Genomic DNA, 16837 nt, shown 5'->3' with positions numbered 1-16837 from the left:
CTCTCTTCGCCGCCGTGGCGGCCGGTCAATCGACGTTGCGACGGTAGGTCTGCAGGCCGGGCTTGATCGTCTTCTCGTCCAGGAACTGCCTCAGGCCCTGCTGGCGGCCCTGCTCCGGGTCGCGGTGGTTGGACTGGTCCACCTTCGCGTACAGGTAGTCCTCGTTCTGCTCCCAGGTCAACTCGCGGCAGCGCTTGAACCCGTGCCTGGCGAACCGCAGCACCACCTGGTTCTTCTCGCGCAGCACCTGGGCCAGCGCCTTCACTTCCTCGCGCAGCCGCGTGCGCGGCACCGACGCGTTCACCAGGCCCATCGCCGCCGCTTCCTGGCCGGTGAAGGTCTTGCCGGTCATGATGTAGTACAACGCCTGGCGGTGGCCCATCGTGTCCGCCACCGCCTTGCTCACCAGGTTGCCCGGCGGGATGCCCCAGTTGATCTCCGACAGGCCGAACACCGCCTCGTCGGCCGCGATCGCCAGGTCGCACGCCACCAACGGCGAGAACGCGCCGCCGAAGCACCAGCCGTTGACCGCCGCGATCGTGGCCTTGGTATAGAAGCGCAGCCGCCGCCACTGCCACTCGGAGCATTCGCGGCGCACCCGCTCCTGCATGATCTCTTCCTGACCGTCGGTCTCGCGGAAGTATTCCTTGAGGTCCATGCCCGCCGACCACGACTCGCCCGCGCCGGTCAGCACCAGGATGTCCGCATCGCGATCCACCTCGATCGCGTCCAGGACCTCCAGCATCTCGCGGTTGAGCGTCGGGCTCATCGCGTTGCGCTTGGCCGGACGGTTCAGCGTCACCCACGCGATCCCGTCCTCCACTTCCACTTCGACGCAGCTCCAGCGTCCCTGGTAGTCAGCCATCGTGTCTCCTCGCACCTGTGGCGTGCCGGCCCGGAACACCTCCGGCCGATCATTGTTATGCAGCATAACAAATGGGCGGGCGGATGGAAGGGGGCAGGGCGGGACGGGCGGCCGGGGGGCGGCATGGGGGCCGGGAGCCCCCTGGCGCGCCGGGGCTCAGCGCGGCGCCAGTTCGCTGCGGATCCGGTCGAGCGCCAGGCAGAAGCGGGTCACGTCCCGGCCCAGCAGCGCCCGCAGGCGCTTTTCGTGCTGTTCGTGCGCCGCGTCGGCCTCGGCCAGCAGGGCCTTGCCTGCGGGGGTGAGGTGGAGCGCGTACGAGCGCTTGTCCAGGCGGCTGCGCCGGCGCTCGATCCATCCGCGCTGCTTCATGTCGGCCACCAGCAGCACCAGGTTGGGCCGCTTGATCTCGAGCGTCTCGCCGAGCCGCTGTTGCCGCAGCCCCGGATTGAGGGCGATGAGCTTCAGCGCGGAATAGTGGACCGGACGCAGGTCGTAGGGCCGGAATGCCTCGACGAAGTTGCGGAACACCGCCACCTGCGCCATGCGCAGCCTGAAACCGATGTATTCCTGCACCGGGCCGGTATCGACGACGTCGACCAGCGCCGGCTCGTCCTGCCCCCCGGCCGCGCCCACCTTCTTGCGTGCCGCCACTTTCAACACCTCCGGAATTGTTATATATCATACCTATCTGCCACGTCCCGACCGGCCGGGAAGAGGACCCATGCAAGCACCCGCCCGCGGATGCCAGACCGCCCAGGTCGCGCCGCACCTGCACGCCCCCGCCACGCTGGCCCACCTGCTCGCGCACTCGGTCGCGCGCGCGCCCGACCGCACGGCGCTGGTGTTCGGCGGACGGGAGACAAGCTACCGCGAACTCGGCCTGCGCGTGGCGGCGCTCGCGCGCGAACTCAAGCAGCGCGTGCCGCGCGGCGGCATCGTGGCCGCGGCGCTGGCCAACAGCCCCGAGTGCGTGGTCACCGCATTCGCCGCGTTCGCGGCCGGCGTGCGCTACGCGCCGTTGAACCCGTTCTACGGCCGCAGCGAACTGGCGACGCTGTTCAGGGCCCAGGCGCCCGACCTCATCGTCCACAACCGCGACAGCGCCGCCGCGGCGCGCGCGCTGGCCGAGGACACGGGCGGCACGGCGCTGCTGGAACTCGACGCGACCGCGCCGTTCGAGGACGACGGCGGCGACGCCGCCGGGGCGATCCTCTCGGTATGCCCGGACCTCTCGCCCGACGAACCCGCGCTGCTGATCTTCACCGGCGGCACCACCGGCCTGTCCAAGGCGGTCGAGCACAGCCATGCCGGCATGGTGTTCTCGGTGCGCGCGCACTGCACCGGGTGGGAGCTGCGCTACGACGTCGAGCGCATCCTCGACGTCGCGCCGCTGTTCCACATCTGGGGCCTGGGCTTTTCGATGCTGGCGCCGCTGTACCTGGCCTCCACCCTGATCCTGCTGCCGCGCTACCAGCCCGAGCAGGTACTGCAGCAGCTGCAGCGCCAGCGCGCGACCGTGTTCGCCGGCGGCCCGGCGCCGATCTACGCCGGCCTGCTGGCCTCGCCCGAGTTCGCCTCCACCGACCTGGGCCACCTGACCCTGGCGCTGACCGGCGGTTCGCCCTGCCCGCAGCCGCTGCGCGAGGCCTGGATGCAGAAGGTCGGCACGCCGCTGCTCGAGGGTTGGGGCATGTCGGAAGGCGCGCCGCTGGTCTACAACTGGCGCTCGCGTCCGCAGCGCCCCTCGTCGGTGGGACATCCGGCACCGGGCATCGAACTCAGGCTCGTGGACGTGGCCGACCCGTCGCGCCCGGTGCCGGTGGGCGAGCCCGGCGAAGTGTGCGTGCGCGGCCCGCAGGTCATGCGCGGATACCGCCTGCAGGAGAACCCGGCCGAGACCGGCCTCGACGCCGACGGCTGGCTGCACAGCGGCGACGTCGGCTACCTCGACGCGGACGGCTACCTGTACCTGGTCGACCGGATGAAGGAGATGATCCTGGTCGGCGGCTACAACGTGTATCCGCGCCAGGTCGAGGACCACATCCGCCAGTACCCGGACGTCGCCGACGTCGCGGTGGTCGGCATTCCCGACCCGTACCTGGGCGAGAACCCGTACGCGTTCGTGGTCGCGCGCCGCGGCGGCAGCGTCGACGTCGATGCGCTGCTGGCGTGGTGCCAGGAGACCCTGGTCAAGTACAAGCGCCCGGTGGGCATCCAGGTGCTCGACGAACTGCCGCGCACCGGCGCCAACAAGCTCGACAAGCGCCGGCTGCGCGAGATCCTCAAGGCCACGACCTCCGGCTGAGGCTCAGAACTCCACGTCGAGCTTCACCCACGCCGTGCGCCCGGGCTCGTGGATGCGCACCGGGTCGGCCGGATAGCCGAAGGCGCTGTTGCCGGCGAGGTTGAGGTGTTCGGCGTAGTCGCGGTCGAACAGGTTGTCGATGCCGGCCGCCAGGCGCATCCGGTCGTTGATCCGGTAGGCGCCGTTGACCGAGAACACGGCGAACCCGCTGCTGCGGCCGAGGTCGCGGCCGACCACGTTGCCCAGCGCGGGACTGACGCGGTCCTGCGCCGCCACCACGCGCAGCAGCGCACCGGCCGACCACGTCCCGTCGTCCCAGGCCGCGCTCAGCCGCGCCTCCAGCGGCGGCATCTGCGGCATCGCCTCGCCGCCGGCCAGTTCGCCCCAGGCGTGGGCGAGGGTTCCGCCGAGCGTCCAGTGCCCGGCCGCCTGCCACTCCACGCCGGCCTCCGCGCCACGGATGTCGGCATCGACGTTGCGCGCACGCGTGGTGGTGCGGCCCATCGCGTCGAGGTAGTCGAACACGATGTAGTCGGCCATCCGCCCGGCATAGGCCGATACCCAGGCCTCGACCCGCTTGCCGGCGTAGCGCAGGCCGACGTCGAGCTGGGTGGTGCGCTCGGGCTGCACACCGGCGAAGGCGTTGGCCGCGCCGTCGGGGCCGCGGTCGGGCGAGAACAGTTCCCAGTAGTCGGGCATGCGGGCGGTGTGGCCGAGGCCGGCATACCACCGCAGCGGCCTGCCTTCGACGTCCCGTTCGTAGCGGACGAAGGCCGAGGGCAGGGTCTCCGCGCGCGCCTGGCCCAGGGTCGGATTGGGCATGGGCATCATCCCGCCGGTGCTGGCGCGGCGGTCCTCGACCTCAGCGCGGTCCACGCGTGCGCCGGCGACCAGGTGCTGGCGGGGCCGCAGGTGCCAGTGCAGCTCGGCGAAGGCGCCCGCCTGGCGGAAGCGCGCGTCCACTGTCCACGGCTGCGCCAGGTACTGGTCGCGGCCCATCGCGGCGCGCCGCGCGTGCCGGCTGGTGCGTGTGTCGATGCCTGCGGCCAGCTCCCAGCGTTCGCCGCCGAAGTCGAGCGCGGCGCGGCCGCCGCGGGTGCGATGGGCGACGTTGCTCGCCATCGCCGTCGGCATCGCGCCCTGCGGATCGGGGTCGCGCAGGGTGTAGTTGTCCATCACGTGGTCGACGTCGTTGGCGTAGAGGTTGGCCGCGATCGCGCGCAGGCGCCCCTCCATGCCCTTCTTCTCGAAGCGCAGGCCGAGGCTGTCGCGGTCGAACCGGGTGCCGTCCATGCCGCGGCCGGCGTAGCGCGCCTGGCCATCGCCGGTGCCGACGCTGGCCTCGAGCACGGTGTCCGGATCCGGGGTCCATCCGAACGCGGCGTCCGCGTTCCACTTGTCCCAGGCCGAGGGCACGCGCCGGCCCGCGCCGTCGGCGTAATCGCCCGATCCGGAGCGGTTGGCGGTGAGCCGCGCGTACACCGTGGGATTGCCCGCGGCCGCGTCGAGCACCTGGTCGTTGCGGCCGTGGCTGGCGACGGTGGCGCTGCCGTCCAGGCGCACGCCGGGCGCGTCGAAGTACGGCACCGCGCGCTCGAAGCGGACCGTGCCCGCCGACGCGCCCCCGCCCCACAGCACCGTCTGCGGTCCCTTGACGATGGTCAGCAGGTCGTAGGTTTCCGGCGCGACGTAGGACATCGCGTTGTCCATGCGCGAGGGGCACGCACCCATCAGCGCGCCGTCGCCGGCGAGCAGGTTCAGGCGCGAGCCGAACTGCCCGCGCAACACCGGGTCGCCGTTGGTGCCGCCGCTGCGCAGCGCCGCGAAGCCGGGCACGGTCTTGAGGTAGTCGGCGCCGTCGCTGGCCGGCACCGGCTGCCGCGGCAGGCGCGGGTCGGTCACCCAGGTCAAGGTCGCCACCGGCGCCGCGGCGGTGACCACCACCGCATCCAGGTCGACCGTGTCCGGCATGGCCGGCGCTCCGGATCCGGGCGTGGGCGATGCCGACGTCATCGACGACAGGGCCATCGCCACGCAGATGCACAACGCCTTGGCTTTCATCGCATGTCCTCCGTCCATGCGCGCATTGCAGCGCGGCGGCGGGCACGCGGGAACGGACAAAATGTCCACAATCGCCGGCGGTTTGACCTGGATCAGGCGTGGCCCTGACGGCGCCCGGCGGCTGACCCAGGTCAAGGCATGCAGGGGGCCTGGCGCGCGATGCTGCGGCCTCGCGCCTGCATCCGTCCGGATGCGGCGGCCACCCCGCGGAGGACCACGATGGAATTCCATGTCAGGCTCGGCGAGAACCGCATCGACCTGGGCGCCGTCGAGGACGCACTGCAGTCGCTCGATCCGGCCGCGCTCGCCGACCTCGACCTCGCTACCCGGACCCTGCGCGTGTCCACCAGCCTGGACGAGGCGCGGATTGCCGCGTGCCTGGCACGCACGGGGTTCGCGGCGGACGCCGGCGCGATCGAGCGCCAGCCGTCGACCTGCTGCGGGGGTTGCGGGGGCTGAAGCGGCGCGGCGGCAACCAGCCGCCGCGCGCGTTACTCGACCGTGACCGCCTTGGCCAGGTTGCGCGGCTTGTCGACGTCTGTGCCGCGCGCCAGCGCGGTGTGGTAGGCCAGCAGCTGCACCGGGATGGTGTGCACGATCGGGCTGAGCACGCCGACGTGGCGCGGGGTGCGGATCACGTGCACGCCCTCGGATTCGCCGAAGTTGCTGTCGGCGTCGGTGAACACGAACAGCTCGCCGCCGCGCGCGCGCACCTCCTGCATGTTCGACTTCACCTTCTCGAGCAGGTTGTCGTTGGGCGCGATCACCACCACCGGCATCTCCGCGTCGACCAGCGCCAGCGGCCCGTGCTTGAGCTCGCCCGCCGGATAGGCCTCGGCGTGGATGTAGGAGATTTCCTTGAGCTTGAGCGCGCCTTCGAGCGCGATCGGGTAATGCACCCCGCGGCCCAGGAACAGCGCGTGCTGCCTGGGCGCGAAGCGCTCGGCCCACGAGGCGATCTGCGGCTCGAGGTTCAGCGCGTGCTGCACGCTGCCGGGCAGGTGGCGCAGCGCCTCGATGTACGCCGCCTCCTTGTCCTCTTCCAGGCGGCCGTTGAGCTTGGCCAGGGTGGCGGCGAGCGCGAACAGGCCGACCAGCTGGGTGGTGAAGGCCTTGGTCGAGGCGACGCCGATCTCGGCGCCGGCGCGGGTGTAGAACACCAGCCGGCTGGCGCGCGGGATCGCGCTCTCGGGCACGTTGCAGATCGACAGGGTCAGGTCGTGGCCCAGCGACCTGGCGTACTTGAGCGCCTCCATGGTGTCGAGCGTTTCGCCCGACTGCGAGATCGTCACCACCAGGTGGCGCGGGTTGGCCACCGCCTGGCGGTAGCGGTACTCGCTGGCGATCTCGACGCTGCACGGCAGGCCGCTGATCGCCTCGATCCAGTAGCGCGCCACCGAACCGGCGTAGAAGCTGGTGCCGCAGGCCAGGATCTGCACGCCCTCGACCCCGGCGAGCAGCTCGCGCGCGTCCTTGCCGAACAGTTCCGGCTCGAACGCGGCGGCGTCGATGATCGCCTCGAGCGTGTCGCCGACCGCGCGCGGCTGCTCGTGGATCTCCTTCTGCATGAAGTGCCGGTACGGGCCGAGCTCGAGCGAGGCCAGCGACACGTCCGACAGGTGCACCTCGCGCTCGACCGGGGCGTCGTCGGCGTCGAACACGCGCACCGACTCGCGGGTGATCTCGGCCGTGTCGCCCTCCTCGAGGAAGACCACCCGGCGGGTGGCCTGCACGATCGCCGAGACGTCGGAGGCCACGAAGTTCTCGCCCTCGCCCAGGCCGACCAGCAGCGGGCAGCCCATGCGCGCGACCACCATCCGCTGCGGCTCCTTGCGGCTCACCACCGCCAGCGCGTAGGCGCCGTGCAGCTCCTTGACCGCGCGCTGCAGCGCGCCGAGCAGGTCGTCGCCCGACTTCAGGTAATGATGGATCAGGTGGGCGATGACCTCGGTGTCGGTCTGCGACTCGAACACGTAGCCCAGTTCCTGCAGGCGCGCGCGCTGCTGCTCGTGGTTCTCGATGATGCCGTTGTGCACCAGCGCCACGCCGTGGCTGATGTGCGGATGGGCGTTGGCCTCGGTGACGCCGCCGTGGGTGGCCCAGCGGGTGTGGCCGATGCCCAGGCGCGCCTGCACGCCCTCGGCCAGCGCCGCGGCCTCCATCTCCGCGACCCGGCCGGTGCGCCGCACCCGGCGCACGTCGCCGCCGTCCACCAGCGCGATGCCCGCCGAGTCGTAACCCCGGTATTCCAGGCGCTTCAGGCCGTCGATCAGGACCGGGACCACATCGCGATCCGCGATCGCGCCGACGATGCCGCACATGTATCCGCTACTCCCAGGGTGTCCGCCAAGTGTACGGGAAAGGACTGTCCGGCCGGACAGGTCGCGTGTCCGGCCGGACACCTGGCGCAGCCTGAATATCCTTTTGGATCAATATCCTACAGATTGGCACGGGGTTTGCGTACCCGTTGCCGGACCCACCGCCATCGCCGAACCACATGCAAAGCCCGCCCCGCATCCGCGACACCTCCGGACAGGACCAGGTCCTCGCACGGCCCACCGGCCTGCGCCGCCTGCCGAAGGCGTGGCTGCTCGGCGGCGCCGGCGCGCTGGCGGTGCTGCTGGCGGCGCTGTGGGTGGCCGGTGGCTGGGCCTCGGGGGCCTCCTCGTTCGATGCCTCGCGCCTGCGCATCGCCCAGGTCACCCGCGGAGACCTGGTGCGCGACCTCAGCGCCGAAGGCCGCGTGATCACCGCCAACAGCCCGACCCTGTACGCGATCGCCGGCGGCACCGTCTCGCTCAAGGTGGTGGCCGGCGACGTGGTCGAGGCCGGCCAGGAGCTGGCGGTGATCGACAGCCCCGAGCTGCGCAGCCGGCTGGTGCAGGAGGAATCCACCCTGGCCAGCCTGGAGGGCGAGGCCGACCGCGCGGTGCTCGACGCCCAGCTCACCCGCTCCGAGGCGCAGAAGCTGCTCGACCAGGCGCAGATCGACTACACCGCCGCGCAGCGCGACGTGGAACGCTACGAGCGCGCCTACGCCGGCGGCGCGGTGTCGAAGAACGAGTACGACCGCGCGCTGGACGGGCTGAAGAAGGCCGAACTGGGCCTGGCCGCCGCGCGCAAGGACTTCGCCCTGCAGGGCCAGGGCGCGGGCATCGACGCCCGCAACAAGCAGCTGATGGCCGAACGCCAGCGCGCCGTGGTCGCCGAGCTGCGCCGCCAGGTGGACGCGCTGACCCTGCGTGCGCCCTTCGACGGCCAGGTCGGACAGGTGCAGGTCGCCCAGGGCACCAACGTGGCGATCAACGCGCCGATCCTGAGCGTGATCGACCTGAGCGTGTTCGAGGTCGAGATCCGGGTGCCGGAGAGCTTCGCCCGCGACCTGTCGATCGGCGTGCCGGCCCAGATCGCCAGCAGCGGCAACCGCTATTCGGCCACGGTCTCGGCGGTGTCGCCGGAAGTGGTCAACGGCGAGGTCACCGCGCGACTGCGTTTCGACCAGGGCCAGCAGCCGCCGAACCTGCGCCAGAACCAGCGCCTGTCCGCGCGCATCGTGCTCGACACCCGCGAGGACGTGCTGATGGTCGAGCGCGGCCCGTTCCTGGAGCAGGACGGCGGGCGCTTCGCCTGGGTGGTCGAGGGCTCCAGTGCCGTGCGCCGGCCGATCCAGGCCGGGGCCAGCAGCCTCAACGCCGTGGAAATCGTGTCGGGCCTGGAGGAAGGCGAGCGCATCGTCGTCTCCGGCACCGACCAGTTCGCCAACGCGGACCGGGTCCGCATCTCGGGACAATGATCATGGACACCTTCGCCTGCTTCCCCCACAACCTGCGCTGGACCGCGCAGCAGCTCGCCGACGCGGTGCCGCTGCGGCTGCACGAGCTGTACGCGATCACCGTCGACGGCCCGGGCCATCCGGCCGCCAACGGCGCCGGCGTGCCGCGCCGGCCCCGCCCGCCCTATGCCGGGCGCTCGCCGCTGCCGCCGCGCTTCCGCGTCGGCTGACGCCCACCCGATTCCATCCCGTCGCGCCGCGCCCGCCTCTCTCTCCGGGCCACGCGCCGGGATGGCCCTCCCCACGCCCGCCCTACAAGGACAGACACCATGCTCGACATGCGCCAGGTCACCAAGGTCTACCGCACCGAACTCGTCGAAACCCACGCCCTGCGCTCGCTCGACCTGCAGGTGCGCGAAGGCGAGTTCGTCGCCGTCACCGGCCCCTCGGGTTCGGGCAAGACCACCTTCCTCAACATCGCCGGGCTGCTGGAGACCTTCACCGGCGGCGAGTACCGTCTCGACGGCGTCGACGTGAAGGACCTGGACGACAACCAGCGCTCGCGCCTGCGCAACGAGAAGATCGGCTTCATCTTCCAGAGCTTCAACCTGATCCCCGACCTGAACCTGTTCGACAACTGCGAGGTGCCGCTGCGCTACCGCCGTATGCCCGCCAACGAGCGCCGCCTGCGGATCGAGGAGGCGCTGTCGCAGGTGGGCCTGGGCTCGCGCATGAAGCACTACCCGGCCGAACTGTCCGGCGGCCAGCAGCAGCGCGCGGCGATCGCGCGCGCGCTGGCCGGCTCGCCGCGCCTGCTGCTGGCCGACGAGCCGACCGGCAACCTCGACTCGCAGATGGCGCGCAGCGTGATGGAGCTGCTGGAGGACATCAACTCGCGCGGGACCACGATCGTGATGGTCACCCACGACCCGGAGCTGGCCGCGCGCGCGCAGCGCAACGTGCACATCGTCGACGGCATGGCCACCGACCTCGACCGCGACGGTGGACCGGCGCCGGCCGCCGCGCACCGCGCCCACGCCGAGGCCGAACTCCCGGTCACCTGAGGCGCCGGCGTGCTCGTCCACTACTTCCACCTCGCGCTCCGGAGCTTCGGGCGCAACCGCGTGCTGACCGCGCTCATGGTGCTGACCATCGCGCTGGGAATCGGCACGTCGATGACCACGATCACGGTCTACCACGTGCTGTCGGGCGACCCGATCCCGCACAAGAGCAGCCGCCTGTTCCACGTCCAGCTCGACCCCGAGCCGGTTGCGCGCTACCGCCCGGGGATCGAGCCGCTCGGCCGCCTCACCCGCCTGGACGCGGAAGCACTGCTGGCCCAGGCGCGGGCGCCGCGCCAGGCGATGATGGCGCCCGGCACCGGCGCGATTGCCGTCGACGGCAGCGCGACCAGGCCGTTCAAGGCGCGATTGCGCTACACCACGGCCGACTTCTTCCCCATGTTCGACGTGCCGTTCCTGCACGGCCGGGGCTGGTCGGCGGAAGACGACGCCGCACGCACGCGCACCGCGGTGATCTCGCGCGAACTCAACGAGCGCCTGTTCGGCGGCAGGGACAGCACCGGGGCCGGCATCCGCATCGACGGCCATGCGCTGCGCGTGGCCGGGGTCGTCGACGGATGGGCGCCGAAGCCGAAGTTCTACGATTCCGAGTCCGGGCATTTCGACGGCGAAGAGCATGTGTTCGTGCCGCTGTCGACCGCGCTCGACCTGGGCCTGGAGCACTTCGGCAGCAGCCACTGCTACGGCGACGTACCGGTCAACGACACCCGCGCGCTGAACGCCCCCTGCGTTTGGCTGCACTACTGGGTGGAACTGGCCGACGCCGCCGACGCCGGCGACTACCTGGCCTACCTCGGGAACTACTCGGCGCAGCAGCAGGCCGCCGGCCGCTTCGAGCGTCCGGCCAACGTGCGCCTGCGCGACGTCCGCCAGTGGCTCGACCATCGCCGGGCGGTGCCCGGCGACGTGCGCATGCAGCTCTGGCTGGCGATGGGCTTCCTGGTGGTGTGCCTGATCAACACCGTCGGCCTGCTGCTGGCCAAGTTCCTGCGCCGCAGCGGCGAGATCGGCGTGCGCCGGGCGCTGGGCGCATCGCGGCTGGAGATCTTCAAGCAGTACATGGTCGAAGCCGGCACGATCGGCGTCGCCGGCGGCGCGCTTGGACTGGTGCTCGCCTCGGTCGGGCTGTGGGCGGTCCGCCAGCGCCCGGCCAGCTACGCCTCGCTTGCGCACATGGACCTGGCAATGCTGCTGCTCACCTTCGTCCTGGCGCTGTGCGCCAGCCTGCTCGCGGGCCTGCTGCCGGCCTGGAAGGCCATGCAGGTCGCCCCGGCCATCCAGCTCAAGTCGCAGTGACCCGTTCCGGACCGAGGCCATCCATGGAAATCCGCCCCATCCTGTCCGCGCTGTCCCGGCACAAGGTCGCGTCCGCACTGGTCGTGCTGGAGATCGCGCTGAGCTGCGCGATCCTGTGCAACGCGATGTTCCTGATCATGCATCGCCTGCACGACGTGCGTACCCCGAGCGGCATCGCCGAGGACGAGCTGGTGCAGATCCGGATCGGCAACCACGAGCCGCGCGACAACGCCGATGCCCGCACCCGCGAGGACCTGGCCGCCCTGCGCGCGGTGCCGGGTGTGGCCAGCGCGGTGGTGGTCAACCAGGTGCCGTTCCACGAGGACCTGTCCAACGCCGACCTGTCCCTGTCGCCCGAACAGCCCGTGCCGACGCTGAGCGCGGCGCTGTACCAGGTGAACGAGGGCTCGCTCGATGCGCTGGGCCTGCGGCTGGTGGCCGGGCGCGACTTCAGCGCCGACGAGTACCAGGACGGATCGGCGCTGTTCGCGATCGACGACCTGCGCACGCTGCGGACCTCGGTGATCCTCAGCGCCGCCGCCGCGCAGGCGCTGTTCCCGGACCAGGACCCGCTCGGCCGGATCGCGTACTGGGGGCCGATTCCGCTGACCGTCGTCGGCGTGGTGGAGACCCTGGCACGTCCCGGCCGGCTCTACGGCAACCGCACCTACTCGGCCATCCTGCCGGTGCGCCTGAACTACGGCAACGGCGGCATGTACGTGCTGCGGGTGTCCGATCCGGGAATGCGCGGGGACGTGCTCGCCCGGGCGCTTGCCGCGCTCGAGCGCAGCGGCCCCGGGCGCCTGGTGCTGGAGCAGCAGAGCTACGCCCAGGCCCGCAGCGACCACTTCCGCAACGATCGCGACATGATCGGCCTGCTGCTGAGCGTGTGCGGCCTGCCGCTGGCGGTGACGGCACTGGGCATCGTCGGGCTGGCCAGCTTCTGGGTGCAGCAGCGGACCAAGCAGATCGGCGTGCGCCGTGCCCTGGGCGCCACCCGGCGCGAGGTCGTGCGCTACTTCCAGACCGAGAACTTCCTGCTGGCCAGCATCGGCATCGCATTGGGCATGGTGTTGGCCTACGCCATCAACCAGCTGCTGATGGGCCATTACGAACTGCCGCGGCTGCCGCTGCACTACCTGCCGATCGGCGCGGCCGTGCTGTGGCTGCTGGGCCAGCTTGCGGTGCTCGGCCCAGCGCTGCGCGCCGCCGCGGTCCCGCCGGCGGTCGCCACGCGCAGCGTATGAGGCCGCTTGCCCGCTTGCACCGGAGAAGACGCATGCCGACCGGTTCCCGCCCCCCACCCACCGCCGCAGCCCGGCGCGCGACCACGCGCCCCGGCGGCGGCCGCCCCTGCCCCTGCTGATCCCGCCGCGGCCAACCTCCGCCCCAAGGAGTCCCCCATGTACGGCTACTACTTCAAACTCGCGCTGCGCAGCTTCCGCCGCAACCGCGTGCTCACGGCGCTGATGGTGCTGGCGATCGCGCTGGGCATCGGCGCATGCATGACGACCCTGACCACGTTCCACGTCCTGTCCGGGGACCCGATCCCCGGCAAGAGCCACCGGCTGTACTACGTCCAGCTCGACCCGGCCAACATGCGCGGCTACAACCCCGGCGAGGAGCCGGCCGACCAGTCCACCCGGTTCGACGCCGAAGCCCTGCTGCGCGAGCGGCGCGCCGACCGCCAGGCGATGATGACCGGCGGCGGGGTGGCGGTCTCGCCCGAACGCGAGGGCGTGGTGCCGTTCGCCACCGACGCGCGCTACACCTCCGCAGACTTCTTCCCGATGTTCGAGGTTCCGCTGCGCTACGGCCGCGCCTGGACCGCGGCGGACGACGACGGCCGCGCGCGCGTGGCGGTGATCTCCAGTTCGTTGAACGAGCGCGTGTTCGGCGGCGGCGACAACACCGGCCGGCAGCTGCGGCTGGACCAGGCCGATTTCACGGTGGTGGGTATCATCGACCCCTCCTGGCGCCCGACGCCCCGCTTCTATGACATGTACACCGACCGCTACGGCGACCTGGAGAACGTGTTCGTGCCCTTCAGCACCGCCGTCGACCTGAGGATGAACCACAGCGGCAGCATGGACTGCTGGGCGGACTACGACGGCCATCCCTACGACCCGGGCACGCCGTGCACCTGGATCCAGTACTGGGTTGAACTCGACACCCCGGCCAAGGCCGCCGCCTATCGCGACTACCTGGTCGCCTACTCGGAACAGCAACGCGCCGCCGGCCGCTTCGAACGCCCGGCCAACGTGCGCCTGCGCAACGTCATGGAATGGCTGGACTTCAACCGGGTGGTGCCCAACGACGTGGTGATGCAGCTCTGGCTGGGCTTCGGCTTCCTGCTGGTGTGCCTGCTCAACACCGTGGGCCTGCTGCTGGCCAAGTTCCTGCGCCGCAGCAGCGAGATCGGCGTACGCCGCGCGCTCGGCGCCTCCCGGGCCGAGATCTTCAAGCAGTGCCTGGTCGAAGCCGGCGCGGTCGGCCTGGCCGGCGGCGTGCTCGGCCTGGGGCTGTCGCTGCTCGGGCTGTGGGCGGTGCGCCAGCAGCCGGCCAGCTACGCCCAGCTCGCGCACCTGGACCTGGGCATGCTGCTGCTGACCTTCGTGCTGGCGATCGTGGCCAGCGTGCTGGCCGGCCTGCTGCCGGCCTGGCGGGCGATGCAGGTCGCGCCCGCGATCCAGCTCAAGAGCCAGTGACGCCGCCGGCCCCGCCGCGGCACCCGCCCGGCGGGCCTCTTACCGAGACACGGAGCCTCCCATGGACATCCTTCCCATCCTCTCGACCCTGAAGCGGCACAAGACCGCGGCCGCGCTGATCGTGCTGGAGATCGCGCTGACCTGCGCCATCATCTGCAACGCCCTGTTCATCATCAGCGACCGCCTGGAACAGGTGCGCGAGGTCAGCGGCCTGGCGGAGAACGAACTGGTCCGGGTGCAGATCGTCAGCATCGGCGGCGATCCCGACCAGGCCGCCCGCACCCGCACCGACCTGGCCAACCTGCGCGCCATCCCGGGGGTGAAGAACGCCACCGTCACCAACCAGGTGCCGTTCGTGAACTCGTCGTGGAACAGCGGCGTGCGCGTCACCCCGGACCAGCAGCAGGCGACCCTGGTGGCGACGAGCTACCTGGTCGAGGAAGGCTTCATGGACACCTTCGGCCTGGACCTGGTGGCCGGCCGGCACTTCAACCCGGACGAGTTCGTCGACTACGAGGACTACAACCAGGCCGACCCGCGGCCGGCGATACCGGCCGTGATCATCACCCGCAAGATGGCCGAACGCCTGTTCCCGGGCGAGGACGCTGTGGGCAAGTCGATCTACAGCTGGGGCAACGAACCGGTCCGGATCGTCGGCGTGGTCGAGCACCTGGTGCGGCCGAGCCAGCTCGGCGGGCCGTCCGCGCGCGAGTACTCGATGATCCTGCCGCTGCGCCCGCACTACAACGTCGGCGGCAACTACGTGGTGCGCACCGAGCCCTCGCGCCGCCAGGAGGTCCTGGACGCCGCCGTGGCGGCGCTGCGCGGCAACGGCAGCGACCGGATCATCCTCGAGGAGAACACCAGGACCTTCGAGGAACTGCGCAACGAGTACTACCAGGCGCCGCGGGCCATGGCCTGGCTGCTGGGCATCGTGTGCGTGGCGCTGCTGCTGGTGACCGCGCTGGGCATCGTCGGCCTGGCCAGTTTCTGGGTCCAGCAGCGGACCAAGCAGATCGGCGTGCGGCGTGCGCTGGGCGCCACCCGGACCCAGATCATGCGCTACTTCCAGACCGAGAACTTCCTGCTGGCCACGATCGGCATCGTGCTGGGCATGCTCGCCGCGTACGCGATCAACCACCTGCTGATGGAGCGCTACGAACTGACGCGGCTGCCGCTGCACTACCTGCCGATCGGCGCGCTGGCGCTGTGGCTGCTCGGCCAGGCCTCGGTGTTCGGCCCGGCGCGGCGCGCGGCCGCGGTGCCCCCGGCCATCGCCACGCGCAGCGTCTGAGGCGACGATGGGCCGGCTGCCACGCGCCGCCGCGCCACCGCCCACTGACAATCGCTAGGATAGCGACTGGCCATTTCCCGCGACGCCATGCCCACCGTCCTGGTCATCGACGACAATCCTTCCGTCGGCACCGCGCTGGAACTGCTGTTCTCGCTCCACGACATCGACGTGGTGCACGCCGACGGCCCGGAACCGGGACTGGAGGTGCTGGGTCGCGGCGGCATCGACCTGGTGATCCAGGACATGAACTTCCACGCCGACACCACTTCCGGGGACGAAGGCGTGGCGCTGTTCCGCGAGATCCGCGCCCGGCACCCGGACATGCCGGTGATCCTGCTCACCGCCTGGACCCGGCTGGAGTCGGCGGTGGACCTGATCAAGGCCGGCGCCGCCGACTACCTCGGCAAGCCCTGGGACGACCACAAGCTGCTGGCCTCGGTGAACAACCTGCTGGAGCTGGCCGAGACCCGGCGCGAACTGGCCGCGCGCAGCGCCGGCGAGCGCGGCCGGCGCGAGGCGATGGCGCGCGACCACGACCTGCGCGGACTGGTCTATGACGACGTCGCCAGCGAGACGGTGGTGTCGCTGGCGCTGCAGGTCGCGCGCTCGGAGCTGCCGGTGCTGGTCACCGGCCCCAACGGCGCGGGCAAGGAGAAGTACGCCGAGATCATCCACTACAACTCGGCGGTGAAGTCGGGGCCGTTCGTGGCGGTGAACTGCGGTGCGCTGCCGAGCGAACTGATCGAGGCCGAACTGTTCGGCGCCGAACCGGGCGCCTACACCGGCGCCGGCAACAAGGCCCGCATCGGCAAGTTCGAAGCCGCCGATGGCGGCACCCTGTTCCTGGACGAGATCGGCACCCTGCCGCCGGCCGGCCAGGTCAAGCTGCTGCGGGTGCTCGAGAGCGGGCGTTTCCAGCGCCTGGGCGCCACCCAGGAACGCAGCGTGCGCGTGCGCGTGGTCAGCGCCACCAACGCCGACCTCGCCGCGATGATCGCCGACGGACGGTTCCGCGAGGACCTCTACTATCGCCTCAACGGCATCGAACTGCGGCTTCCGCCGCTGGCCAGGCGGCCACGCGACATCCTGCCGCTCGCGCGCCACTTCCTGCCCGCCGGCAAGGCCTTCAGCCGCCAGGCCGAGCGCGCCCTGCTCGAACATTCCTGGCCGGGCAACGTGCGCGAACTGCGCAACGCGGTGCAGCGCGCGGCGTTGCTGTCGGGCGACACGATCGAAGCGGCCGCGCTCGGCCTGGCCGCGCCGCCGCAGGATCCGGCCATCGTCGCCCACGGCGAGGAACCCGGGCGCGCGGCGATCGAAGAGGCGCTGCAGCGCGCCGGCGGCGTGATCGCGCAGGCGGCGTCGGACCTGGGCATGTCGCGGCAGGCGCTGTACCGGCGCATGGACCGCTACGGCATCCCGCGCGGCTGAGCGACGCCATGCGTGCCCTCAGA

At 71.3% G+C, this 16837-nt stretch carries 14 protein-coding genes; 10 read left to right on the top strand and 4 right to left on the bottom strand.

What is annotated here, in order from left to right; translation table 11 throughout:
• Positions 1-25: 25 nt before the first annotated feature.
• Together FQY79_RS06965 and FQY79_RS06960 are read right to left on the bottom strand one after the other, a co-directional pair.
• A complete protein-coding gene (locus FQY79_RS06965; protein ID WP_146312126.1) occupies positions 26-865 on the bottom strand; it encodes a p-hydroxycinnamoyl CoA hydratase/lyase in 840 nt (279 codons plus the stop codon).
• 156 nt (positions 866-1021) lie between these two features.
• Entirely contained in the window at positions 1022-1516 is a 495-nt protein-coding gene (locus FQY79_RS06960; RefSeq protein WP_246123051.1) for a MarR family winged helix-turn-helix transcriptional regulator, read from the bottom strand.
• Between the two features lie 70 nt (positions 1517-1586).
• On the opposite strand from FQY79_RS06960, the gene FQY79_RS06955 reads away from it, so the two are divergent.
• Positions 1587-3170 (top strand): class I adenylate-forming enzyme family protein, encoded by a 1584-nt coding sequence (locus FQY79_RS06955; RefSeq protein ID WP_186759833.1) that lies wholly within the window; start codon positions 1587-1589, stop codon positions 3168-3170.
• 3 nt (positions 3171-3173) lie between these two features.
• Here the strand turns inward: FQY79_RS06955 and FQY79_RS06950 are convergent, their stop codons facing one another.
• A complete protein-coding gene (locus FQY79_RS06950; protein WP_146312120.1) occupies positions 3174-5231 on the bottom strand; it encodes a TonB-dependent copper receptor in 2058 nt (685 codons plus the stop codon).
• 219 nt (positions 5232-5450) lie between these two features.
• On the opposite strand from FQY79_RS06950, the gene FQY79_RS06945 reads away from it, so the two are divergent.
• The gene (locus FQY79_RS06945) at positions 5451-5690 is read left to right on the top strand and encodes a hypothetical protein (protein ID WP_146312118.1); all 240 of its coding nucleotides are present in this window, start codon (positions 5451-5453) and stop codon (positions 5688-5690) included.
• A 32-nt stretch (positions 5691-5722) separates the two neighbouring features.
• Here FQY79_RS06945 and glmS read toward each other — a convergent pair whose 3' ends face one another.
• On the bottom strand, positions 5723-7552 hold the full coding sequence (gene glmS, locus FQY79_RS06940) for a glutamine--fructose-6-phosphate transaminase (isomerizing) (protein WP_146312116.1): 1830 nt from the start codon (positions 7550-7552) through the stop codon (positions 5723-5725).
• Between the two features lie 176 nt (positions 7553-7728).
• On the opposite strand from glmS, the gene FQY79_RS06935 reads away from it, so the two are divergent.
• The 8 genes from FQY79_RS06935 to FQY79_RS06900 all read left to right on the top strand — a co-directional run bounded on the left by FQY79_RS06935 (position 7729) and on the right by FQY79_RS06900 (position 16814).
• Complete coding sequence (locus FQY79_RS06935; protein WP_146312114.1) at positions 7729-9024, top strand: efflux RND transporter periplasmic adaptor subunit; 1296 nt, start codon at positions 7729-7731, stop codon at positions 9022-9024.
• 2 nt (positions 9025-9026) lie between these two features.
• Complete coding sequence (locus FQY79_RS06930; protein WP_146312113.1) at positions 9027-9233, top strand: hypothetical protein; 207 nt, start codon at positions 9027-9029, stop codon at positions 9231-9233.
• Between the two features lie 99 nt (positions 9234-9332).
• Positions 9333-10067 carry an ABC transporter ATP-binding protein gene (locus FQY79_RS06925; RefSeq protein ID WP_146312111.1) on the top strand — a complete coding sequence of 245 codons (735 nt, stop codon included), beginning with the start codon at positions 9333-9335 and terminating at the stop codon, positions 10065-10067.
• A gap of 9 nt (positions 10068-10076) precedes the next feature.
• On the top strand, positions 10077-11381 hold the full coding sequence (locus tag FQY79_RS06920) for an ABC transporter permease (RefSeq protein ID WP_146312109.1): 1305 nt from the start codon (positions 10077-10079) through the stop codon (positions 11379-11381).
• Between the two features lie 23 nt (positions 11382-11404).
• Positions 11405-12628, top strand: a complete 1224-nt coding sequence (locus FQY79_RS06915; RefSeq protein WP_146312106.1) for an ABC transporter permease — start codon at positions 11405-11407, stop codon at positions 12626-12628.
• 156 nt (positions 12629-12784) lie between these two features.
• A complete protein-coding gene (locus tag FQY79_RS06910) occupies positions 12785-14089 on the top strand; it encodes an ABC transporter permease (protein ID WP_146312104.1) in 1305 nt (434 codons plus the stop codon).
• Positions 14090-14150: 61 nt separating this feature from the next.
• Positions 14151-15383: an ABC transporter permease gene (locus tag FQY79_RS06905; RefSeq protein ID WP_146312102.1), complete on the top strand. Its 1233-nt coding sequence runs from the start codon at positions 14151-14153 to the stop codon at positions 15381-15383.
• Between the two features lie 87 nt (positions 15384-15470).
• On the top strand, positions 15471-16814 hold the full coding sequence (locus tag FQY79_RS06900; RefSeq protein ID WP_146312100.1) for a sigma-54-dependent transcriptional regulator: 1344 nt from the start codon (positions 15471-15473) through the stop codon (positions 16812-16814).
• Positions 16815-16837: the final 23 nt, after the last annotated feature.

Origin of the sequence: Luteimonas wenzhouensis, assembly GCF_007859305.1 — a bacterium.
GTDB classification, from domain to species: Bacteria; Pseudomonadota; Gammaproteobacteria; order Xanthomonadales; family Xanthomonadaceae; genus Luteimonas; species Luteimonas wenzhouensis.
Note: the sequence above shows the minus strand (reverse complement) of the source record. Positions and strands in the feature narration are given on the sequence as shown.

What these genes read in the sequence shown, in the direction of transcription:
- FQY79_RS06965 (WP_146312126.1), bottom strand. Translation starts at nt 865, where the DNA reads ATGGCTGACTACCAGGGACGCTGGAGCTGCGTCGAAGTGGAAGTGGAG.
- FQY79_RS06955 (WP_186759833.1), top strand. Translation starts at nt 1,587, where the DNA reads ATGCAAGCACCCGCCCGCGGATGCCAGACCGCCCAGGTCGCGCCGCAC.
- FQY79_RS06950 (WP_146312120.1), bottom strand. Translation starts at nt 5,231, where the DNA reads ATGAAAGCCAAGGCGTTGTGCATCTGCGTGGCGATGGCCCTGTCGTCG.
- FQY79_RS06945 (WP_146312118.1), top strand. Translation starts at nt 5,451, where the DNA reads ATGGAATTCCATGTCAGGCTCGGCGAGAACCGCATCGACCTGGGCGCC.
- glmS (WP_146312116.1), bottom strand. Translation starts at nt 7,552, where the DNA reads ATGTGCGGCATCGTCGGCGCGATCGCGGATCGCGATGTGGTCCCGGTC.
- FQY79_RS06935 (WP_146312114.1), top strand. Translation starts at nt 7,729, where the DNA reads ATGCAAAGCCCGCCCCGCATCCGCGACACCTCCGGACAGGACCAGGTC.
- FQY79_RS06930 (WP_146312113.1), top strand. Translation starts at nt 9,027, where the DNA reads ATGGACACCTTCGCCTGCTTCCCCCACAACCTGCGCTGGACCGCGCAG.
- FQY79_RS06925 (WP_146312111.1), top strand. Translation starts at nt 9,333, where the DNA reads ATGCTCGACATGCGCCAGGTCACCAAGGTCTACCGCACCGAACTCGTC.
- FQY79_RS06915 (WP_146312106.1), top strand. Translation starts at nt 11,405, where the DNA reads ATGGAAATCCGCCCCATCCTGTCCGCGCTGTCCCGGCACAAGGTCGCG.
- FQY79_RS06910 (WP_146312104.1), top strand. Translation starts at nt 12,785, where the DNA reads ATGTACGGCTACTACTTCAAACTCGCGCTGCGCAGCTTCCGCCGCAAC.
- FQY79_RS06905 (WP_146312102.1), top strand. Translation starts at nt 14,151, where the DNA reads ATGGACATCCTTCCCATCCTCTCGACCCTGAAGCGGCACAAGACCGCG.
- FQY79_RS06900 (WP_146312100.1), top strand. Translation starts at nt 15,471, where the DNA reads ATGCCCACCGTCCTGGTCATCGACGACAATCCTTCCGTCGGCACCGCG.